General features: G+C 36.0%; 18 protein-coding genes. 12 read left to right on the forward strand and 6 right to left on the reverse strand.

The features are described from left to right. Positions 1–41 precede the first annotated feature (41 nt). The 9 genes from GOQ24_RS04930 (at position 42) to hisIE (ending at position 8,516) form a co-directional block, all read left to right on the forward strand. Positions 42–1,271, forward strand: a complete 1,230-nt coding sequence (locus tag GOQ24_RS04930; RefSeq protein WP_160339228.1) for a DUF6051 family protein — start codon at positions 42–44, stop codon at positions 1,269–1,271. A gap of 339 nt (positions 1,272–1,610) precedes the next feature. After that, positions 1,611–2,468, forward strand: a complete 858-nt coding sequence (gene hisG, locus GOQ24_RS04935; RefSeq protein ID WP_155091292.1) for an ATP phosphoribosyltransferase — start codon at positions 1,611–1,613, stop codon at positions 2,466–2,468. Positions 2,469–2,479: 11 nt separating this feature from the next. After that, positions 2,480–3,769, forward strand: a complete 1,290-nt coding sequence (hisD, locus tag GOQ24_RS04940; RefSeq protein ID WP_160339229.1) for a histidinol dehydrogenase — start codon at positions 2,480–2,482, stop codon at positions 3,767–3,769. Next, on the forward strand, positions 3,762–4,829 hold the full coding sequence (hisC, locus tag GOQ24_RS04945; protein ID WP_160339230.1) for a histidinol-phosphate transaminase: 1,068 nt from the start codon (positions 3,762–3,764) through the stop codon (positions 4,827–4,829). Before hisD ends, hisC begins: the two co-directional genes overlap by 8 nt. Further along, entirely contained in the window at positions 4,801–5,892 is a 1,092-nt protein-coding gene (gene hisB / locus GOQ24_RS04950; RefSeq protein ID WP_160339231.1) for a bifunctional histidinol-phosphatase/imidazoleglycerol-phosphate dehydratase HisB, read from the forward strand. The genes hisC and hisB overlap by 29 nt, the downstream gene beginning before the upstream one ends. Then, on the forward strand, positions 5,889–6,467 hold the full coding sequence (hisH, locus tag GOQ24_RS04955; RefSeq protein ID WP_155091260.1) for an imidazole glycerol phosphate synthase subunit HisH: 579 nt from the start codon (positions 5,889–5,891) through the stop codon (positions 6,465–6,467). The genes hisB and hisH overlap by 4 nt, the downstream gene beginning before the upstream one ends. Beyond that, the gene (gene hisA / locus GOQ24_RS04960; protein ID WP_155091261.1) at positions 6,464–7,177 is read left to right on the forward strand and encodes a 1-(5-phosphoribosyl)-5-[(5-phosphoribosylamino)methylideneamino]imidazole-4-carboxamide isomerase; all 714 of its coding nucleotides are present in this window, start codon (positions 6,464–6,466) and stop codon (positions 7,175–7,177) included. The genes hisH and hisA overlap by 4 nt, the downstream gene beginning before the upstream one ends. Then, complete coding sequence (gene hisF / locus GOQ24_RS04965) at positions 7,171–7,923, forward strand: imidazole glycerol phosphate synthase subunit HisF (protein WP_160339232.1); 753 nt, start codon at positions 7,171–7,173, stop codon at positions 7,921–7,923. The genes hisA and hisF overlap by 7 nt, the downstream gene beginning before the upstream one ends. Further along, the gene (gene hisIE / locus GOQ24_RS04970; RefSeq protein WP_160339233.1) at positions 7,920–8,516 is read left to right on the forward strand and encodes a bifunctional phosphoribosyl-AMP cyclohydrolase/phosphoribosyl-ATP diphosphatase HisIE; all 597 of its coding nucleotides are present in this window, start codon (positions 7,920–7,922) and stop codon (positions 8,514–8,516) included. The genes hisF and hisIE overlap by 4 nt, the downstream gene beginning before the upstream one ends. 93 nt (positions 8,517–8,609) lie before the next feature. Here the strand turns inward: hisIE and purL are convergent, their stop codons facing one another. The 6 genes from purL to GOQ24_RS05000 form a co-directional block, all read right to left on the reverse strand. Next, on the reverse strand, positions 8,610–12,281 hold the full coding sequence (gene purL / locus GOQ24_RS04975; protein ID WP_155091264.1) for a phosphoribosylformylglycinamidine synthase: 3,672 nt from the start codon (positions 12,279–12,281) through the stop codon (positions 8,610–8,612). Between the two features lie 172 nt (positions 12,282–12,453). Next, positions 12,454–13,218 (reverse strand): glycosyltransferase family 2 protein, encoded by a 765-nt coding sequence (locus tag GOQ24_RS04980; RefSeq protein ID WP_155091265.1) that lies wholly within the window; start codon positions 13,216–13,218, stop codon positions 12,454–12,456. Positions 13,219–13,274: 56 nt separating this feature from the next. After that, the gene (locus tag GOQ24_RS04985; RefSeq protein WP_155091266.1) at positions 13,275–14,024 is read right to left on the reverse strand and encodes a glycosyltransferase family 2 protein; all 750 of its coding nucleotides are present in this window, start codon (positions 14,022–14,024) and stop codon (positions 13,275–13,277) included. 51 nt (positions 14,025–14,075) lie between these two features. Continuing rightward, positions 14,076–15,938 carry an LTA synthase family protein gene (locus tag GOQ24_RS04990; protein WP_155091267.1) on the reverse strand — a complete coding sequence of 621 codons (1,863 nt, stop codon included), beginning with the start codon at positions 15,936–15,938 and terminating at the stop codon, positions 14,076–14,078. A 75-nt stretch (positions 15,939–16,013) separates the two neighbouring features. Next, a complete protein-coding gene (locus GOQ24_RS04995) occupies positions 16,014–16,829 on the reverse strand; it encodes a 2,3,4,5-tetrahydropyridine-2,6-dicarboxylate N-succinyltransferase (RefSeq protein ID WP_155091268.1) in 816 nt (271 codons plus the stop codon). 31 nt (positions 16,830–16,860) lie between these two features. Then, entirely contained in the window at positions 16,861–17,700 is an 840-nt protein-coding gene (locus GOQ24_RS05000) for an NAD(P)-dependent oxidoreductase (RefSeq protein WP_155091269.1), read from the reverse strand. 171 nt (positions 17,701–17,871) lie between these two features. On the opposite strand from GOQ24_RS05000, the gene GOQ24_RS05005 reads away from it, so the two are divergent. The 3 genes from GOQ24_RS05005 to GOQ24_RS05015 all read left to right on the forward strand — a co-directional run bounded on the left by GOQ24_RS05005 (position 17,872) and on the right by GOQ24_RS05015 (position 23,542). Next, positions 17,872–18,735, forward strand: coding sequence for a helix-turn-helix domain-containing protein (locus GOQ24_RS05005; RefSeq protein WP_155091270.1), 864 nt, complete (start codon positions 17,872–17,874; stop codon positions 18,733–18,735). A gap of 515 nt (positions 18,736–19,250) precedes the next feature. Then, complete coding sequence (locus GOQ24_RS05010) at positions 19,251–20,372, forward strand: efflux RND transporter periplasmic adaptor subunit (protein ID WP_160339234.1); 1,122 nt, start codon at positions 19,251–19,253, stop codon at positions 20,370–20,372. Positions 20,373–20,389: 17 nt separating this feature from the next. Beyond that, entirely contained in the window at positions 20,390–23,542 is a 3,153-nt protein-coding gene (locus GOQ24_RS05015; protein WP_160339235.1) for an efflux RND transporter permease subunit, read from the forward strand. Positions 23,543–23,626 lie beyond the last annotated feature (84 nt).

Raw genomic sequence — 23,626 nt, forward strand, 5'->3', positions numbered from 1 at the left:
CCTTTATAGCAACGGATATTCACCTTATAAAATATAGCATAATGCACTACTATCAACTTCATGAAGAATTAAAACAACTTTTTCATCAACAAGGTGATTTTCATTGTGATGAAAACTTGGCAATAGAGATTCACAAGTATCCTTTTAAATCCACTAAAGCAGATGGAATATTAATAGGTTCAGAGCGATTATTTTGTGAAGATCACCAGGTTGAATTCCAAGAGTGTTTTGTTAAATATACAGCGGATACCGATACGCTTTTAGATGTTCCAGATTTTAGTGTAAAGGAAAACTTAGATTTTAAAATTATTGTTGTGAAACCCAACGATGTGAAAGTTTGCCAAGATGTGATTGTTATGTTTCATGGTCTTAACGAAAAGAAATGGGATAAGTACTTACCTTGGGCGTATGAACTAACTAAAAGAACAAAAAAAGCTGTAGTCTTATTTCCTATTAGTTTCCACATGGATCGTACACCCTGGCAGTGGTCTGATCGCAAAATGATGTTTGAAATTGCACAGAAACGAGCAGCAGATTGGAAGGAGAATTCTGATAGTAGCTATGTCAATGCTGCTATTAGTACGCGAATGGAGGCTCATCCTCAACGGATGTTTTGGTCGGGCTTGCAGACTTATTACGATTTTATCGAATGGGAAAAGGCTCTTAGAAAAGGAGTTTTTTCTACTGTTTCTTCTCAAGCAAATATTGATCTTTTTGGATATTCTATTGGGTCGTTTTTATCTATTATTTTAATGATGGCTAATCCTAACAATATATTGGATAAGGCTAAGTTGGTGTGTTTTTGTGGTGGGATGACCATAGATCGTATGTTCCCAGTTTCAAAATACATCATGGATGGTCGTGCAACTATAATGATGCAGAAGATATTCGCACAATTATTAACCACAAGCTTTGCTGCCGAACCAAGATTAAATCACTATCAATCATGTGAATTACATCCTGGAGAGAGTTGGTTTAAAACAATGTTGAGGTATAATCATTTTCAAGCTGAACGTGAAGTGCGGCTAAGAGAGTTACAAGGTCAAATCATGTCTATTAATCTAAAAAATGATGAAGTAGCACCTCCAGTGGAAGCCTTAAATATGCTAAAGGGACCTTATAGGGATATTGATATTAAAGTGGATATATTAGACTATCCTTTTAATTATACTCATATGGTACCCTACCCATTGACAAGTAAAAATGCTGAAGAAGTAGATGCACATTTTAATCTAACAATGGCTAAAATGGCAAATTTTTACTTAAAGTAATAATCTTGTAAACTTCTTGTTTTCATTGGGTTTGAGTATTGGTTTTAGAAGCGAATGTTTGAAAAGTATAAGAAATAAATAAAAAATATTTGTCGAGGGTATGAAAATAATACATACATTTGATTTATCAAATAAACAATAAAAGACATGTATCTTAATCAATTACATCATCGTCATCATTCTACTTGTACTCTTACGAGCTGGTAATGATATGGTGTATTTGAATCCAAAATATCTAATTATCCCGTTTGAGTAAATCAGACGGGATTTTTTGTTTTTAAGCATATTGCTATTTTATATTTCCTATTGATTTACTCAAACATTATAATCTAAAATATGATGAGTAAATTAAAAATTGCAATCCAAAAAAGTGGACGTCTTAGTGAGAAATCCCTAGAATTATTAAAAGAGTGTGGTATTAAGTTTCCCAATGGTGGAGGTAAACTAATTGCCGAAAGTAAAAACTTTCCTATTGAAGTATTGTTCTTGCGAGATGATGATGTAACCAAATACGTAGAACAGCAAGTAGCTGATATCGGTATCGTGGGAGAGAATGTTTTCATTGAAGCTAATCTTTCTGTGAATGTTTTAGAATACTTAGGCTTTGGAAGTTGTCGTTTAAGTTTAGCTGTTTCAAAAGAAGTAGATTATCCTGGGATAACATACTTCGAAGGAAAAAAGATAGCTACTTCATATCCATTTATTTTACAGAAGTATTTGAAAGAGCAAGGAGTAAGTGCTACTATAGAGTTTATTTCTGGTAGTGTTGAGATTGCACCTAGTATTGGATTGGCTAGCGGTGTGTGTGATATCGTGAGTAGTGGATCTACACTGATGTCTAATGGGCTTAAAGAAGTAGATAAGGTACTGGATAGTCAGGCAATACTAATTAGTAATAAAGCTTTAAGTATTGAGAAACAGGCGCTGTTAGATAAACTCTTGTTTAGAATTAAGTCCGTTTTAAATGCAAAAGAACGCAAGTATATCTTATTGAATGCGCCTAACGATAAGTTGGAACAAATCATTTCAATATTACCAGGTATGAAGAGTCCTACTATTCTTCCATTAGCTGATAAAGGATGGAGTAGTTTACACTCTGTCATCCAAGAAGATCAGTTTTGGGATATTATCGATGAGTTAAAAAACTTAGGAGCAGAGGGAATTTTAGTAGCTCCAATAGAAAAAATGATTTACTAAACTAAGAAGTTATGATTACAATATACAAACCAACAAAAGAGGAATGGATAGGATTGATCAAACGTCCTATTATTACTACAGAAAGTTTAAATGAGAGTATTAGTACTGTACTAAAACAAGTTAGAGATAGAGGGGATGTAGCTGTTGAGAATTACACCTCATTATTCGATGGAGTACAACTGAAAAACTTCAGAGTAAGCAAACAAGAAATTGAAGAAGCCACTACTTCAGTCAGTCAGGAAATAAAAGAAGCTATAAAGATAGCTGCATCTAATATCAAAAAGTTTCACCAATCTCAGATCATACAAGAGGAAAAAGTAGAAACAACAGAAGGGGTTAACTGTTGGAGAAAGAGTGTGGGAATAGAAAAGGTAGGACTTTATATACCAGGGGGAACAGCTCCTCTATTCTCTACTTTATTAATGTTAACTATTCCAGCTCAGTTAGCAGGTTGTAAAGAGTTGATATTGTGTACACCGTGTAACAAACAAGGCAAGGTAAATGAAGTAGTACTTTATGCTGCTCAATATTTAGGAATAGATACAATTTTTAAAATAGGAGGAGCTCAGGCTATTGCTGCTATGGCCTACGGTACAGAGACTGTTCCTCAAGTTTATAAGATATTCGGGCCTGGTAATCAGTATGTGACTAAGGCTAAGGAGCTAGTACAGGCAGAAGGTGTAGCTATTGATATGCCAGCGGGGCCTAGTGAAGTTTTAGTTATCGCTGATGAGGTGGCAGATGCAGATTATATAGCTGCAGATTTGTTGTCACAGGCAGAACACGGGACAGATAGTCAAGTAGTCTTGGTAACGACAACGAAACAAAAGTTAAGTGAAGTAACAGAGGCTTTAGAAAAACAATTAGAAGAATTACCTCGAAAGGACTTAGCCATACAGACATTGAACAATAGCTTGATGATAGAATTATCGACTATAGAAGAATGTATTGCTTTTAGCAATGCTTATGCACCTGAACACTTAATCTTGAATATAGAGAATGCCGAGAAGTATATAGACTTAGTGATCAATGCAGGTTCAGTATTCTTAGGCGCTTACTCATGTGAGAGTGCAGGGGACTATGCTAGCGGAACGAATCATACCTTACCTACTAATGGATATGCCAAGAGCTATAGCGGGGTATCTGTAGATAGTTTTGTAAAGAAGATTACTTTTCAAAAGTTAACAAAACAAGGGCTGAAAAATATAGGTAAAACAATAGAAGTAATGGCAGAAGCAGAGGAGTTAATCGCTCACAAAAACGCTGTTAGTATTCGCCTTAAAAAACTAAGTAATGAGTAATAGTAAAATAAATATAAACGAATTAGTACGCCCTAATATTAAGATCTTATCTCCTTATACCAGTGCAAGAGATGAGTATAAAGGAGATAAGGAGGTATTCTTAGATGCGAATGAGAATCCTTATGGTAAAGTGAACCGCTATCCTGATCCTTATCAACTTGAGTTAAAACAAGTGATTAGTAAGGTAAAAGGAGGTAGTGCTGACCAATTGTTTTTAGGTAATGGAAGTGATGAAGCTATTGACTTAGCCTATCGTATATTCTGTGAGCCCAATAAGGATAAAGCTATTGTATTTACACCAACCTATGGAATGTATCAAGTGTATGCTAATATCAATGCTGTAGAGCTAATTACACTTCCTCTAGATGAGATATTTCAGATCGAACAAGCAATGGTAGAGCCTTATCTAAACGATGATACTGTGAAGTTGATGTTTATCTGTTCGCCTAATAACCCTACTGGCAATCTAATCTGTGAAGAAACAATAGTCACATTGCTTAATCGCTTTAAAGGAATCGTTATAATCGATGAAGCGTATATTGATTTTAGTAATGAACCTTCTTGGTTAGATAAATTGTCACAATATAGTAATCTAATCATTTTACAGACCTTGTCTAAAGGGTGGGGAATGGCAGGTCTACGCATCGGTATGGCATGGATGAATGAAGAGGTGCTTTACTATTTTAATAAAGTGAAGTCTCCTTATAATTTGAGTGTTGTTAATCAGCAACTTGCGATTGAAACGTTAAGGGATGTCGAGGGCTTTAAAGAGAGAATAGCACTACTTTTAAGTGAGAAAGAAAGAGTGATTAGAGAATTAAGTACATTGTCTATTACATCGTTTATCTATCCTTCAGAAGCTAATTATCTCTTAGTTAAATTCGACAAGGCTGATCAACTGTATCAAGAGTTAATAGATAGACAGATTATCGTGAGAAATAGAAGTAAAGTAGTAGAAAATACTTTGCGTATTTCGATAGGAACACCACAGGAAAACAACCAATTAATAACTGCATTAAAAGCTATAGAACGTGAAAAAGAAAGTATTGTTTATAGATAGAGACGGAACTATTATTAAAGAACCTGAAGACTTTCAGATAGATAGTTTTGAAAAATTAGTATTCTTACCCAAGTCAATATCTAGTTTGTCTAAAATTGCTCGAGAGTTAGATTATATACTTGTATTAGTTAGTAATCAAGATGGTCTAGGAACTGCTTCATTTCCAGAAAACACTTTCTGGCCAGTACAGAACTTTATTTTGGATACACTAGCAGACGAGGGAGTGACATTTACAGATATTTATGTAGATGATTCTTTTGACTATGAGAATAAACCTACGCGCAAACCTGGGCTCGGAATGTTAGGTAAGTATGTATATGGTGATTATGATTTGGCTAATTCGTATGTATTAGGAGATCGATTTACAGATATACAATTGGCAGAGAACTTAGGGAGTAAAGCTATTTATATCAATGAATTAAAGGATGATAGAGCTGCTCTGTCTACAATGGACTGGGAAGAAATCTATCAGTTTTTAAAACAACAGCCTCGTATAGGGAAAGAATATAGAAAGACCAATGAAACGATTATTGATATATCTGTAAACTTAGACTGTGCTAAAGAATGTAAGATTAATACTGGATTAGCCTTTTTTGATCACATGTTAGAACAGGTGAACAGACATGGTAATATCGGTTTGGAGATTCAGGTAAAAGGAGATTTGCAAGTAGATGAGCACCATACGATAGAGGATACTGCTATAGCCTTAGGTACAGCCTTTAAAAAAGCATTGGGTACTAAGAAAGGGATAGAGCGATATGGATTCTTACTTCCGATGGATGAGTGTTTAGCACAGGTAGCTATTGATTTTGGAGGAAGGGCATGGTTAGTATGGGAGGCTGAGTTTAAGAGAGAAAAAGTAGGTGATATGCCTACAGAGATGTTCTTTCACTTCTTTAAATCGTTCTCTGATGCAGCGAGTTGTAACCTAAATATTAAGGTAGAGGGAGATAATGAACACCACAAGATAGAGTCTATATTCAAAGCCTTTGCTAAGGCAATAAAGATGGCAGTGAGCAAGACAGAAAATTACAATATCCCTAGTACTAAAGGTATACTATGATCGCAATTATAAAATACAATGCAGGTAATGTACAGTCTGTACAGAATGCAATAGAACGCTTAGGGTATAAGACTATAGTGACAGATGATCTAGCGATGCTCACCTGTGCAGATAAGGTGATTTTTCCAGGAGTAGGAGAGGCTTCATCTGCGATGAGATACTTAATAGACAAGGGGTTGGATAAAGTAATTATAGGATTGCAACAACCTGTTTTGGGAATTTGTTTAGGAATGCAGTTGTTGTGTAAATCGAGTGAGGAGGGAGGAGTAGAAGGTTTAGGTATCTTTGATAATGAGGTAAAGCTGTTTCCTGCCTTAGACATAGTTCCTCACATGGGATGGAACAACTTTAGTAGTGTGAAAGGACCTTTATTTAAAGGAATACAATTGGCAGATGATTTTTACTATGTGCATAGTTATTACGCAACATTAAGTGAGAGTACTATTGCTGTGAATACCTATATACAACCTTTTTCGGCGGCTTTACAAAAGGATAATTTCTATGCAGTGCAGTTTCACCCTGAGAAGTCGGGTAAAGTAGGAGAACTATTAATAAAGAATTTTTTAGAATTATGAGAATTATACCAGCGATAGATATAATAGCAGGGCAGTGCGTTCGACTATCTAAGGGGGATTATAACACCTCTAAAGTGTATAATACCAGTGCAGTGGAAGTGGCAAAACAGTTTGAAGATGCAGGAATTGAGTATCTACACGTAGTGGATCTAGATGGTGCTAAGTCGAGCCAAATAATGAATGCTAAGGTATTAGAAGAGATAGCTACTCAAACCAATCTACAGATAGACTTCGGTGGAGGTATTAAGAAGGATGAAGATATCATTACTGCTTTTAATAGCGGTGCTAAGCAAGTGACTGTAGGAAGTATAGCAGCGACTAAGCCAGAACTATTCTTAAGGTGGTTAGATGCTTATGGAAGTGAGAAAGTAATATTGGGAGCAGATTGTAAGCAACGCAAGATTATGACTCAAGGATGGTTAGACTCTGCCGATACAGACGTTTTAGAGTTTATCCAGTCGTATGAGCAGAGAGGGGTGTCTTATACCATAGTCACTGATATAGAAAAAGACGGAATGCTAAGCGGACCTGCCATAGAGCTGTATAAAGAGATTATAGCGAATACAGAAGTTAAGTTGATCGCTAGTGGTGGATTAACTACTGTAGCTGAATTGTACAAGCTAAAAGAGATAGGTTGTGAAGCAGTAATCATAGGCAAAGCTATTTATGAAGGAAAGATAACCTTAAAAGAGTTGAGTGAATTATGCTAAAGAAGAGAATAATAGCCTGTATGGATATTCAGAATGGCCAGGTGGTCAAAGGGATTAACTTCGTTGATATACAGCGAGCTGGTGATCCTATAACATTGGCAAAACGCTATGTAGTGGAAGGCGTAGATGAATTAGTCTTTTTAGATATCACTGCTACAATCGAGAATAGAAAGACATTAATTGGTTTAGTAAATAAGATCGCGAGTCAGATAAATATACCATTTACAGTAGGAGGAGGGATTAGCACTAAAGAACAGGCGATCGAATTAGTTAGGTCAGGTGCGGATAAGGTAAGTGTTAATTCTGCTGTGATTAAAAGACCAGAACTAGTTAGCGAAATAGCACAAGCCCTAGGGAGTCAGTGCGCTGTTGTAGCTATAGATACAAAATATGAAGATGGAGAGTGGTGGGTATACAGTGCAGGCGGGCGTATTAAAACAGATCTTAAGACTGTAGAGTGGGCAAGAGAAGTAGAGCGCTTAGGGGCAGGCGAAATATTATTAACTTCTATGAATAATGACGGTACAAAAGACGGTTTTGCACTGGATATTACAGCTGAGGTAGCCAAGGAAGTGAATATTCCTGTGATTGCTTCAGGTGGTGCAGGTGCTATAGAACACTTCACACAGGTATTCACTCAGACGCAAGCGACAGGTGCCTTAGCAGCGAGTATTTTTCACTATGCAGAAGTAGGTATACCAGAGTTAAAGCAGGCGTTAAAAACAAATAATATAAGTGTAAGATGAAATTAAATATCAATTTTAATAAAGGAAATGGGTTAGTACCTGTGATTATTCAGGATAAAGATTCTATGCAAGTATTGATGCAAGGATATATGAATGAAAAGGCCTACCAACAGACAATCACACAGGGAAAAGTAACGTTCTACAGTCGTACTAAGAATAGGCTTTGGACCAAAGGAGAAACCTCAGGAAATTATTTATTGGTCAAAGATATTAAGACGGACTGTGACCAGGACTGCCTTTTGATATCCGTAGAGGCAGTAGGAGCAACATGTCATACAGGAACTACTTCTTGTTTTGGAGAAATGGCAGACAAAGGCTTTGTCTATCAATTAGAACAAATCATCAGTGAGCGAATAGATGATAATATAGAGTCATCATATACCAATGAACTTTACAAAAGAGGTATAAACAAGGTAGCTCAAAAAGTAGGGGAAGAAGCAGTTGAGCTGGTTATCGAAGCTAAAGATGACAATGATGATTTGTTTAAGAATGAAGCAGCAGATTTATTGTACCACTATTTAATCCTTTTAAAGGCAAAAGGTTTTATGCTAAGTGACATAGAGGCTGTATTAAAACAAAGACACACAAAATAAGTGTATTGTTATAAATACTCTGTGAACAAGAACAAGGTAATACAAATAACAAAGCCTCCCATTAGGAGGCTTTGTTGTATGTAAGCTATTTGATTATTTAGCGTTGTTTGCTTCAATCCACTCGCGTGCATTAACGAATGCTTCCATCCAAGGAGAAACTTCATCTTTTCTTCCTTCTGGATAGTTAGCCCAGTGCCATTGGAATAATGAACGCTCGATGTGAGGCATCATTACTAAGTGGCGTCCTGTTGTATCACACATCATAGCAGTGTTAAAGTCAGAACCATTAGGGTTAGCAGGGTAAGCCTCATAGGCATACTTCGCTACGATATTGTATTTATCTTCTGTCTCAGGTAAGTTGAATTTACCTTCTCCATGAGAAACCCATACTCCTAAAGTACTTCCTTTTAAAGTTGAAAGCATAATAGAGTTGTTCTCTTGAATAGTTACAGAAGTAAAGATACTCTCGTGTTTTTGAGATTCGTTATGTTGCATCTTACCGTGTACTTCGTGCTCAGGATTGATTAATTCTAATTCCATAAACAACTGACACCCGTTACAGATACCTACAGATAAAGTGTCCTGACGAGCAAAGAAGTTTTTCAATGCTGTATTTGCTTTCTCATTGTACATAAATGCACCAGCCCATCCTTTTGCAGATCCTAATACGTCAGAGTTAGAGAATCCACCTACAGCTCCGATAAATTGGATATCTTCAAGCGTTTCTCTACCTGAAATAAGGTCTGTCATGTGAACGTCTTTTACATCAAAACCAGCTAAGAACATTGCATTAGCAACCTCTCTTTCTGAGTTACTACCTTTCTCGCGGATAATAGCTGCTTTAGGTCTTGGTTTAGAAGCGTCAACTACAGGTTTTTTACCGTCAAACTGAGTTGGGAAACTGAAGTTTAAAGGTTGTTCTTTATAGTTGTTATAACGATCTGCGGCCTTGTTATTCTTTGTTTGTTTTTGGTCTAATAAATAAGACGTTTTCATCCAAGTATCTCTAATAGCAGGTACGCTAAATGCGAAGTGATCTGATCCATTAGTGAATGATACTTTCTCATCAGTAGTAACCGTACCGATCTTAACAGCTACAACTCCTTTAGCAGCTAATGCTTGTTCTAAAGTAGCGTCGTCTTTAGCTTGAACGATAAGCGCGATGTTTTCGTTAAACAATGCTTTTACGGTGTCTTTCTCGTTAAGAGCAGTCAAGTCATATTTAGCACCTAAGTTCACATCTGCAAACGTCATTTCTAAAAGAGAAGTAACTAAACCACCACTTCCGATATCGTGTCCAGCAGCGATTTGTTCGTTAGCTACTAATTCTTGAATAGCATTGAATGCATTTTTAAAGTAAGCCGCATCAGTGATAGTAGGAACCTCTTGACCAATCTTGTTTAGTACTTGTGCAAAAGAAGAACCTCCCAATTTGAAGTTGTCTTTAGACAAGTTGATATAGTAAATAGAACCAGCGTTTTTCTTTAAAGTAGGTTCTACTATTTTAGTAATATCTGTACAGTTTGCTGCAGCAGAGATAATAACAGTACCAGGAGCAATAACTTCATCGTTAGGATACTTCTGCTTCATTGATAATGAATCTTTTCCTGTAGGGATATTGATCCCTAATTCGATAGCGAAGTCCGAACACGCTTTTACAGCTTTGTATAAACGAGCATCTTCTCCAGCATTGTTACATGCCCACATCCAGTTTGCTGATAAAGAAACGTTTTTGATTCCTTCTTTAAGAGGAGCCCAAACGATATTAGATAAAGCCTCAGCAATAGCATTTCTACTTCCTGCAGCAGGATCTACGATAGCTACTACAGGAGCGTGTCCTACAGTAGTTGCGATACCTTCTTTACCTTTGTAATCAAGTGCCATAGCACCTAAGTTATTTAATGGCAATTGTAATGGGCCTGTACATTGTTGTTTAGCCACACGACCTCCCACACAACGGTCTACTTTATTTGTCAACCAATCTTTAGAAGCTACAGCTTCTAATTGTAACAATTGGTTTAAGTATTCTTCTACTTTTGATACAGAGTAATCTAAATCAGCATATACACGGTTGATTGTTTGATCATCCATGATTGTCTTAGGAGAGCTTCCGAACATATCTTCGATAGCGAAGTCCATTGGTTTATCTCCTTTTGTTTTAGATTCTATCGTAAAGCGGTGATCATTAGTAATCTCACCAACAGTGTACATCGGAGCGCGTTCTCTTTCTGCAATTCTCGCTAAAGTATCGATGTCTTTTTGACCGATTACTAATCCCATTCTTTCTTGAGACTCATTACCAATAATTTCTTTAGCAGATAGCGTAGGGTCACCCACAGGTAGAGCATCTAAATTGATATTTCCACCTGTTTCTTCTACTAATTCAGAAAGACAGTTTAAGTGTCCACCTGCACCGTGATCGTGAATAGATACGATAGGGTTATGTTCAGCCTCTACCATCGCACGGATAGCATTAGCAGCACGTTTTTGCATCTCTGGGTTAGAACGTTGGATAGCGTTTAACTCAATTCCAGAACCGAAAGCACCTGTATTAGCAGAAGATACTGCCGCACCTCCCATACCGATTCTGTAGTTCTCACCACCTAAGATCACCACTTGGTCACCTTCAGTTGGTTTGTGTTTTAAAGCTTGGTCTAATTTACCGTATCCAATACCACCAGCTTGCATAATCACTTTGTCAAACCCTAATTTACGAGCGTCTTCTTCATGCTCGAATGTAAGGATAGACCCTGTGATTAAGGGTTGACCGAATTTGTTACCAAAGTCAGAAGCACCATTAGAAGCTTTGATTAAGATATCGATAGGCGTTTGGTATAACCATGCTCTTTCGTCCATTGCTTGTTCCCATGGACGGTTTTCTTCTAAGCGAGAGTATGATGTCATATAGATAGCAGTACCTGCTAACGGCAATGAACCTTGCCCACCAGCTAAACGGTCGCGTATCTCTCCTCCAGATCCTGTAGCAGCACCATTAAAAGGTTCTACAGTAGTAGGGAAGTTATGCGTTTCTGCTTTTAATGAAATAACAGAGTCAAACTCAGTCTCTGCATAGAAGTCAGGTTTGTCTGCCGATTTAGGAGCAAACTGCGTTACTTTAGGTCCTTTGACAAAAGCAACGTTATCTTTATAAGCCGAAACAATATCATTAGGATTTGTCTCAGATGTTTTTCTAATTAATTTGAAAAGAGAAGTAGGTTGCTCTTCTCCGTCGATGATGAAGGTACCGTTAAATATTTTGTGACGGCAGTGTTCTGAGTTCACTTGTGAGAATCCGAATACCTCAGAGTCTGTAAGTTTACGTCCCAATTTAGTCGCTAAGTCATTTAGGTAAGTAATCTCTTCATCGTTTAAAGCTAAACCTTCTTGTGCGTTGTATTTAGCGATGTCCTCAATGTAGTTAATTGCTTCTGGAGCAATATTGATTGCAAAGATGTCTTGGTGTAGTGTTTCGAACTCTTGTGATAACATTGGATCGAATGCTTCACAGTCTTCTGCTTTTACGAACTCTTCAATGCGAATAATTCCAGTGATTCCCATATTTTGAGTAATCTCTACAGCATTGGTACTCCATGGAGTAATCATCGTAGCACGTGGACCGACAAATTTAGCGTTGATTGTTTTCTCGTTGATGTGCTTGGCATTGCCAAATAACCAGTTTAACTTTTGGATATCTTCATTAGATAAGTTGTTCTCCACCTGTACTGTGTAGAACTTTCTCGAAGGGTTTTCGAAGAAATGAATCATTGCGTTAAGAATATTTAGTTGTTGTTGTAATGCACAAAAATAGACTAAAAAATAAGATTTTAAAAATTAATGTTTCAATGGACTTAAAAAGATAAAATTGCCTTTTACTATAGCTAAAAAGCTTGTATAAAAAAAGGTTTCAGACTCAAGCCTAAAACCTTTTTTACTATGATTATTTTTCAATATTATTTCGAAGCATCCACAGTTTTACATACCTTAAAAAGGTAGCATAACCATTTAAAAATGACAAGATAAGTCCTGGTATTCCATCTCTAAAACCTTGTTTTAAAAAATAGTGTTTTAAAAAACGCAATCCTGGTTTTAAAATAAAGTGAAAGAAGGTCAGCTTGCCTGTTTTTAGGTTGTAATCTTCTGCTTGTAATGTTGCATAGTGACTTAATTTCTGTACGTGAAAGTCAAAACCCCTATAGGTATTGTGATAGAGTTTATTCTTTAGAAAACCTATTTGGCCTTCCACTTGTAAATTCTCGTGAACTTTATTTACATAAAAACTATTGTCTTTTTTAAAAAGGCGAACTACTTTGTCATTCTGATATCCTGAATAATTAATTGGTCTTTCAAAAAAGTAATTACGTCTAAAAACCCAGTAAGCTTGATATTGATTTTGTTTGTTGTTTTTAAAGAGTTCGATTATTTCTTCTCTTAATTCTGCAGTTAATTGTTCATCTGCATCTAATAATAAAACCCATTCTGTGTCTATTTGTGTGATAGCCCAGTTTTTTTGATCGGAGTAGTTATCAAATTTTCTTGTTAACACTTTTGCTCCTAACTCTGTTGCTATCTCTACAGTTTTATCCGTACTACAAGAATCGATTAAATAGACCTCTTCTACTATATCAATAGCAGATAAAATGCAGTCCCTAATTTTAGTTTCTTCATTTTTGGTTGGAATTAGAAGTGTTAGTTTGTTTTTCATTTTATTTGGTCCCTACTTTATAAAATAGCTATCTGTTTAATATAACTTTATGTGATTTATTTTATTGCTCTATGTAAATTGATTAACTTGACATACTTCATGAAAGAAAAGAAAGATTGTATTAAGGAAAATGCAAAACCATCAATTCCGTTAAGAATGCCTTTTTTGAAGAAATAACATCTCACAAAAGCAACTGTTCCATTTAAAATAGGTTTAAAAGCCGAGACTTTTTTTCCTTTTTCAAATAATTGTTGTGCAGCCCAAGTAGAATATTGATTCTTCTTGTCTATTACTTGTTTGTAAGATTCCCACCCATAGTGCAAGATGTGTACATTAACGCTTTTTTCATTGGTAGCGATAATGTATTGATGAGCCATATGATCTGAAGGAAAAGCTGTTTTTTTATTAAAAAAGCGAACTTTTGAATCGGGATACCATCCAGAGAAATTAATAAGTTTGTTTCCTAAGAAATTTTTGACTCTAAATTTATAGGCATCAATGGTGCTGTTTTCATATTCTTTTTTGCGAATAAATGCTAAAGCATCCTCGTCTAAGAACTCATCAGCATCTAAGTTCATTATCCAGTCATTTTTACAATATTGCAAACCATACGTTCGTTGTGGACCATCACCTAAGTATGCTTGCAAATAAACTTTTGCTCCTTTGCTCTTTGCTATTTCGACTGTTTTATCTGTGCTATTTGAATCAATGATGATTACCTCTTCACAGTACTGAAATAATGAATCTAAACACTTTCCAATGTTTTTTTCCTCATTAAATGTTATTACTAATCCAGTTATTGGCATAATTGTTCGTTGTATATAAGCTGTATAAAGATAGTGTTAATGTTGTAATTTTTAATCTATGGTAAGTTGATTATTTTTTACTCTAAAATTAAATGATTGTATGTAAGCTTTGATGAAATCTTCCATTTGTTTTAGAACCTCTAATTCAGTATTCATTAGATTGTTCTTAAGTAATGGATCTGTTTTCCAATTGTATAATCCCAATGTTTTCTTTCCATCAAAAGCTAAGTAATAATCGCCTTTTTCGTAGTTGTATATATTGTCTAAGTAGTTAACAACAAAATCTTGCTCTGATTTATACGATTTACCATAAGTAACTATTTTGGTGTTAATTTGCAGATAATCCATTAAACTTGGCAAGATATCAATCTGTTGAAAGTTCTTTTCTACTTTTTCTATTGAAAGACTTTCGTCTCCAGGTGCAAAAAATAAGATTGGAACTCTGAACTTACCTACATTAGTTTTCCAATGGTCTTCCTTGGGTTCTGAGCAAGTGTGATCAGCTGTAATAACAAAGATTGTGTTGTTGTACCACTCTTTAGTTTTAGCTGTTTCAAAGAATTTCTTCAAGGAGTAGTCTGCATAGGCAATAGATTCGTGAATGTCAGCATTTCCCTTTGGAAATTTCCCTTTGTATTTCTCAGGTATGGTATAGGGGTTGTGTGATGAAATTGTAAATAAAGTCGTAAAAAAAGGCTTTTTAAACTCATCTAGTTTTTTTGCATAAAACTGTAAGAACTCTTCATCGAATATTCCCCATGCACCATCGAATGCCTCTGGACCTTGATATTCATTCTTTCCATAATACTCATCAAATCCCGCCACATTTGCATATTGGTCAAAGTTTTGACTTCCGTTAAATGCTCCATGGAAGAAAGCGGTGTGATAACCATTTTCTTTTAAGATTTTGGGTAGGGTATATACATCGTTTAGTGCATAGCTCGATGATATAAAGGTTCTGTTCATTAAACTTGGAATGCTTGAGATAGCTGAAGGTACAGCATCTATAGAAACTTTACCATTGGCAAAAGCATTTTCAAAGAAATGACTGTTTTGTGCTAAAGAGTCCATAAAAGGAGTTAAGCCTCTGTGCATGGTTTCTCTACCAAAACTCTCCACTATTAATAGGACAACATTCTTTTTATTTATGCTATCATACTTGAATTCTTGTATAGGATTAAAGACTTTATTTAGTTCGCTATCAGTGAAAAATTGTACTTCTTCCAAGACCTCACTTTTCCCCATTGTCTTGATAACAGAGAAAGGTGTGTTTAAGACAAGTGCTGTGTTTTTTAGCCCACCGTACTGAGAAGCATCTACTAATCTTATGGGTTTATGCTGTAAACCACCACGGCCTAAAACAAGCATAATACCTATAACTAATATTGCTATAATGATATCTTTTACGTTGATATAACTTCTTTTTATTTTGTAATCTATCTTTCTGTAAATCAACCAAAAAATAAAGAAAGATAAAAACATGAATAGTGGTATCCACCAATAATCAACAATAAAGTTTTTTAGTAGACCTGGTATTTCTTGCTCCATTCCAGTAGCTGTAATGAAGGCATAAGAACTACGGCGACCAATGAATTTAAAGTATTCGTAATCTACGTAGTTCAAGCATAGAAAGAAAATATTGACTAAGTAAAAACTGTAAAATAAGAATTGTTGGTAACCTGCTCTGGTTTGAAATTTACCTGGAAAGATATGAAGTAGGGCAAAAGCCATATTTAAAAATCCCAGCGCAGCAAGGTCAAATCGCAATCCACCTATAAATACTTTCCAATCCCATGGATCTAACAAGTGACTGTTATAGAAATAGAACCCTATTCTACATACTTGATAGAAGATAAAGATTAAAGCAAATCTTTTGAAAAATAAAATACAATTTTGAGAAAGAAGTTTACTCATGATATTTGATTAATAATTTGTAATAAATTAAAACAGAGTACCCGTAAGTACTCTGTTTTAACAGATGTAACATGATTATACAGCTACATTATACTCTCTTAAGGCATCGTTTAACGATGTCTTTAAATCCGTTGATGCTTTGCGTGTTCCAATTATTAAAGCACACGGCACTTGATATTCACCAGCAGGGAATTTCTTTGTATACGAACCCGGTATCACTACAGAGCGCTCTGGTACATATCCTTTTATTTCTTTAGGAGTATCTCCTGTTACATCTATAATTTTAGTAGACGCTGTCAGTACCACATTAGCACCTAATACAGCCTCTTTTCCTACTCGAACACCTTCTACTACGATACAACGCGATCCGATAAATGCATTGTCTTCTATAATTACAGGAGCTGCCTGTAGGGGTTCTAGTACTCCTCCGATACCTACACCACCTGATAAGTGTACGTTCTTTCCAATTTGAGCACATGATCCTACTGTAGCCCATGTGTCTACCATCGTCCCCTGATCTACATAAGCACCTATATTCACATATGATGGCATTAATATCACTCCAGCAGAAATATAGGCTCCATGACGAGCCACAGCATTAGGCACTACTCTGATTCCCTTTTCAGCATAATTCTTCTTCAGAGGCATTTTGTCGTGATATTCAAAGATACCAGCTTCTAAAGTTTCCATCTTTTGGATAGGGAAGTAAAGTACCACTGCCTTTTTTACCCATTCATTGATTTGCCATTCTGTTCCCTTAGGTTCAGCTACACGCAATTTACCACTGTCAATCAGCTCTATAACTTCACGAATAGTATTTTGAGTGTTTTGATCTTGTAAAAGTGAGCGGTCTTCCCACGCTTTTTCGATTACTTCTTGTAAGTGCGTCATCTGTATTAGATTGAGGTTTGTTAATATATAATTATTGAATGGCTTTGATTACCGCCATTAAGTCTTGTTCTGCTAATCCTTGTTCACTGGCCTTTGCATACGCTTGTTCTGCAGCCTGTGTCAGAGCAGTATCCCATCCTGCCTCTTGTGCTAAGCGAATGTCCTTTAGCATAAATTTTAGTGGAAATGCAGCAGGATAATCATCGCTTAGGATAGCAGAGGTCTTTATCTTACTCATACCAGAGCCACATGCACTATCATTTACGATAGCAGTCATCATCTCTCTATTTATTCCATTTTGTTCAGCCAATAGCACAGTCTCAGCTAGTCCTTGTACTACTACAGACATATAGTAGTTAATGGCTAGTTTAGCTTTACTACCACTACCTGATTCTCCTAAGTAGTAATGACTTTTTCCCATAACCTCGAAGTATGGGATAGTGCGTTCGTAGATTGTTTTGTCTCCACCTACTAAGAATAGTAGTGTACCATCTACAGCAGGCTTTACACTTCCTGATATAGGAGCATCTAGATAATGAGCCTTTTTTTCTTGTATTTGTTGATATAGTTTTTTAGCTAAGACAGGTGATATAGTACTGCTATTGACAAAAGTCTTTCCCGTTATCTCCTGTGTGAGAATTTGGTTGAATGTATCTTCTACAATTGCATCGTTAGGCAAGGTTAAGAAGACTATATCAGATGCTTTAATGAAAGCAGTTAATTCTTGAATAGCAACAGCTCCTTTCGCCACTAATGGGGATACTTTATTAGGGATGCGTTGGTATATATTAAGCTTATATCCAGCCTTTAAAAGGTTTTCTGCCATTGGGTTTCCCATATTTCCAAGTCCTATCCATCCAATTGTCTTCATAGTCTATCCTGTCTGTGATTTTGTTCGAAAAGCAAATATAATTAATAATGTTCATTTTTATCGTGTTTGAGTTAAACAAGCGCTATATTCTATAAGTGAATGAAGTCGTGGGTTATTGTAGTTATTGTCAAAATAAAATATATTTGCTTACAAGGATATACAACCAAAAGTATGAAGGACATTAAATGGGAGACACTCGATAGACTAAAAGCAGGTTTTAAAGAACTGGAGGCTAAAGGTGAGTTTATTTATATGCCTACTATTAACTTGGACTATTATCCAGGGGAACCTTATCGATCTAATTATTATGGAATTGGTCTATTAGAACAAGGAGAGATTACTTTCTATATTGATTTAACGCGTTATCACATCCAAGCTCCAGCTATTATCTTTGCAGATACCACTTCGATTAAACGTTGGGACAAAACCAAGCGCACTTATGAAATGCGTACTATTTTGTTCTCTGAAGACTTTATGCAGAGCAAGCTTATTGAGAATAATGTGTTGAATTCTTTTTCTGATTTGTCGAGTTTAGGTGGTTGTGTGACTCAATTAAACGAAGTTGAGTTTACTAATTTTCTGACTTTGTTTAAAGTCATAGATAGTCGTGTGAACTCTGACAATCCATTTCACATTGAAGTTGTACGTGGTGCAATCTACAGCATGATTAATGAGGTGGCGTATATGTATGAAAAATACGGTAACCAAACTAAAGCACTTCACTCTTTAGATTTGCGTTTTCGAGAGGCTGTAGCTAAGCATTGCAAACAACAACGAAGTGTTCAGTTTTATGCCGAGTATCTACATGTACACCCCAAATATCTCAGTCATGTTATTTCTACAGAAACAGGAATGACTGCCAGTGAATGGATACAATCTCAAGTAGTGTTAGAAGCAAAAGTTTTGCTGCAAGATCATACGATATCAGTGGGAACTATTGCTGAGGTATTAAACTTTCCTGACCAAAGTACTTTTGGTAAATACTTTAAAAAATACGCGGGAATTAGCCCAAGTAACTATCGAGAGAATCTATGATTGTCTTTTTGATTGAATTTTCTTTACCAATATCAAGTGTTTTTTAACCTTCAATTGGCCTACTTGTCTTTTTTATAAGACACTCTCTTTTTGGTTTGTAAGGATGTTTTTCCTTCTCAAGTAATTTGTTTACAGTGATTTATTGGTTTTTTAGGCTCATTTTAATCTAAATATTAAAATATACTTAAAAGTACTTAATCCGTGTTTTTGTACAATTATACCGAACTTTATTAATTGTTTGTAGTTCACAATACAAGGAATTTTGCCAAAGAGTTTTTAGAGTGTAATAAAACTATTTTTTAGGATTGTGATTTGTAACAGGCTGTTTAAGGAATGTTGCCATACTTCATAACTATTTGTTTGGTACTTGGTTTATTGATGGGAATCTTACCTTTTGACTAAAAAAACTGCTTTTTAGCCCTTTATACCTACCCTTTGAACAGATAATTTTGCCATTGATAAAAATAGAAGATTTACTTCTAAGCTTTTTAGTCATCATTAATAACGATTAAAAAATGAACAAAACAACAGCATTTTTGACCTTATCCATTTTAGCCTTTACAGGGGCTTGTCAAGATAAAAACCAAGATGGAGGACACGGATATACAGGCCAAGTTGAGGCTTATCCAATGCTTTCAATACAAAAAGAGAAAGCAAATATATACAGCGATTACCCAGTAGTCTTACAAGGGATAAAAGATGTGGAATTACGACCAAAAATAGATGGATTTATTGAGTCTATACTGGTTGATGAAGGACAGTCTGTTCGCAAAGGGCAAGTATTGTTTACGATTTATGCCCCTCAATTTCAAGAGGAAAATGCAAGTGCTATTGCCAATGTAAAAAGAGCTGAAGCTGAATTGAATGATGCTATAATGCAAGTAGCCAAAGCTAAACCACTTGTTCAAGAGGGAATTATCAGTAATTACGAATTAGAATCTGCCCAGTATGCTTTGAGAAGCAAGGAGGCTCAACTTGCACAAGCTAAAGCAAATCTAAGCAATGCAAAAGCTAATGTTGGATATACACAAATTGTAGCGCCATTTGATGGAGTTATTGGACTTATTCCATATAAAGTTGGTGCATTAGTAAGTAGTGCTTCTGCTCAAGCGTTGACTACTATTTCTGATATTACTTCTGTGAATGCTTATTTCTCAATGAACGAAAAACAGTTTTTTGATTTTATGCAGAAAGCACAAGACAAGTCATTATCTGAGCGTATTGCATCGCTTCCAGAGGTGAGTTTGATTTTAGCTAATGGAGGGGAATATGCATACAAAGGAAAGATTAATACAGTAAGCGGGCAAATTGATCCACTAACAGGGAGTATTAATTTTAGAGCAGTATTTTCAAATCCAAAAGCATTATTGAGAAGTGGTAATAGTGCTACTCTTCGCGTATACGAAGATATACAAGAGGCAATATTAGTACCTCAAAAAGCTACTTATGACGTACAAGGAAAGCGATTTGTCTATGTCGTAGGAGCTGATGGAGTAGTAAAAAGTACAGAAATCAAGATCATGGATAAAGTACCTTCAAGTCAATTTTTCATTGTAGAAGATGGATTAAAACAAGGAGATAAAATTGTCAGTGAAGATATTGGTGGCCTAAGTGATGGTACTCAAATTAAACTATAAAGTAAGGGGATATAATTATGTTGAGAAGATTTATAGAGAATCCCGTATTATCAACAGTAATATCAATTATTATTGTGATACTCGGGGTGTTAGGACTGTCATCTTTACCGATGACACAATATCCTGAGATTGCTCCACCTACGGTACAGGTTACTGCAAATTATCAAGGTGCTAATGCAGAAGCTGTGATGAAGAGTGTAATCACACCATTAGAGGAGCAGATTAACGGAGTAGAAGATATGGCTTACATCAACTCAAAAGCGAGTAATGATGGTTCTGCTGTTATAACAATTACATTTAATCAAGGGGCAGATCCAGATATGGCTGCCGTTAACGTTCAAAACCGTGTAAGTCAGGCTATGAGTCAACTTCCAGAAGAAGTTGTCAAACAAGGGGTTACCACTACCAAGCGATTGGCAAGTGAGATCTTTAGTTTCCTTTTCTATAGTGAAGATGGACAGTTTGATCAGGCGTTTTTAGAGAATTATACACGCATTAACTTATTGCCAAAGATAAAGCGTATCAATGGTGTAGGAGATGCTGCGATATATGGAGGAAGAGAGTACAGTATGCGTATTTGGTTGAAGCCAAATGTCATGGCATCGTATAGTTTGACTCCAACAGATATTATAAATGCTTTGCACGAGCAAAATGTGGAAGCCGCTCCTGGTAAGGTAGGGGAGAATAGTCAACAGAGTTTCCAATATGCGCTGAAATACACAGGGCGATTAGAAACTCCAGAAGAATTTGGAGATATTGTTATTCGATCTTTAGGCAATGGTAAGGTATTGTATTTAAGAGATGTTGCCGAGATTGACTTGGGGGCTTATTCGTATGCAATGACGATGACTGCCTATGGAGAACACGGTACCTATGTAGCAGTAAACCAAACAGCGGGTTCGAATGCTTATGATATTATTAAGCAATGTGAACAAGTCTTGCAAGAGGCTGAAAAAGACCTGCCAGCAGGTGCTAAATTTGCTGTTTATGCAAACTCAAATGACTTTTTATTAGCTTCGATTGACAAATTAATATCAACATTGATTGAAGCCTTTGTTTTGGTATTTATTGTTGTATTGGTATTCTTACAAGATTGGCGCTCTACACTTATTCCTGCTATTGCAGTACCAGTAGCGATAATTGGAACATTCTTCTTCTTGAATTTGTTCGGATTTACAATTAACCTATTGACTTTGTTTGCCCTTGTACTCTCCATTGGGATTGTAGTGGATGATGCCATTATCGTTGTAGAGGCGGTACACGCCAAGTTATATGAAGGTGCTGAAAGTGCTAAAAAGGCAACAATCAGTGCAATGGATGAGTTAACTACTGCGATTATCTCGATTACCTTAGTTATGTCAGCAGTATTCGTACCCGTAACTTTTATTGAAGGATCTGTTGGAGTATTTTACAAGGAGTTTGGTATCACCTTAGCAGTTGCTATTTTAATATCAGCTATTAATGCCTTGACTTTGAGTCCAGCATTATGTGCGATTATGTTAAAGCCAGAATCAGGTATACATCAAGAAAAAAGAGGAGTGGTTAATAGGCTGAAAACAGCTTTCAACAGCAGTTTTGATCGAATGACTGATCGCTATGTTGGTGTTTTGAAGTTTTTAAACAAGCGCTTGTGGCTTGCCTTAACTACAGTAGTTGTTTTTGCGGGTATATTTATGTATTTAACCAAAACAACTCAAACGGGATTTGTTCCTAATGAAGACAGTGCTTCAATATATGGTAATATTATCTTAGCTCCGTCTACTTCTTTAGAAGAAACAGAGCGCATTTCCAATCAGATTGACAGTATTGCTATGAGTATCCCAGAGGTTAAGTTTACTTCTCGTTTGGCAGGTATGGACTTTTTTAGTGGAAATGGTAGTTCGTATGCTGTTGAGTTTATCAAATTAAAACACTGGAGTGAACGCAAGGAAAAAGGGCAAGATATTCACAGTGTAGTAGGACAGTTATTTGCCAAAACAGCACATATCAAAGATGCTAATATCGTTTTCTTTGCCGCACCTACCTTACAAGGATTTGGTAATAGTTCGGGATTCGAAATTCAACTTCAAGATAAAACCGGTGGAGATTATAAAGAATTTGAACAGGTGATAGGTGGCTTTTTAGGAGCCTTGAATCAACGTGCTGAAATTATGTATGCCACTTCTTCATTTAATACTAATTTTCCTCAGTATGAAGTATCTGTAAACGTTGCAAAAGCGAAAGAAGCAGGAGTAACTGTAACAGAAGTTTTGACGACATTACAAGGGTATTTAGGAGGTATTTATGCTACGAATTTTAACCGATTTGGAAAACAGTATAAAGTGATGATTCAAGCTGATCCTAACTTTAGAGAAAATAAAGAAGCAATAGATAGATTGTATGTGAAAAATAGTCAAGGTGTTATGACACCTATCACTGCCTTTATCGATTTGCAGAAAGTATATAGCCCAGAGTTCTTAACTCGCTTTAATTTGTTTAATTCAGCTTTTGTAAATGGTAGTCCTAATGCAGGATACAGTTCGGGAGATGCAATTAACGCAATTGAAGAGGTAGCTGCTCAGACTTTGCCAAAAGGATACGGATTCGAGTATTCTGGTTTGTCAAGAGAAGAAAGTACAAGTGGAAACCAAACCATAGTTATTTTCATATTGTCCATTGTATTTGTTTACTTCTTACTTAGTGCGCAGTTCAAGAGTTATATTTTGCCATTAGCAGTATTATTTTCATTGCCAATTGGGCTTGCAGGAGCCTTTTTGTTTGCCAAGTTATTTGGAATAGAGAACAATATTTTCTTGCAGATTAGTTTGATTATGTTAATCGGATTATTGGCCAAAAATGCTATTCTTATTATTGAATTTGCACTGCAAAGACGTCTGCAAGGACAGCGAATTGCCGATGCAGCAATAGAAGGAGCGCGTTTGCGTCTGCGCCCAATTTTGATGACTTCCTTTGCTTTTATATTTGGTTTATTACCACTTATGTTGGCTACTGGTGCCGGAGCATTGAGCAACAAATCAATTGGTACTGCTGCCGTAGGAGGAATGTTGATTGGTACTTTAGTGGGGGTAATGGTAATACCAGCTCTTTTTATTGTGTTCCAATCCCTTCAAGAAAAAATTTCAGGAGCACCTGAAACGCTGGCAGATACTGCTATGGAGGAGGCTAATTAGTTATATAAAAAGGGTGGGAGGTATTTTTTAGACTGAGTACCTCCACTCTTTTACTTAACTGTTTTGCCCAGAGAATCAATTGTG

Source organism: Myroides sp. LoEW2-1, from assembly GCF_009767705.1.
Classification (GTDB): Bacteria; Bacteroidota; Bacteroidia; order Flavobacteriales; family Flavobacteriaceae; genus Flavobacterium; species Flavobacterium album_A.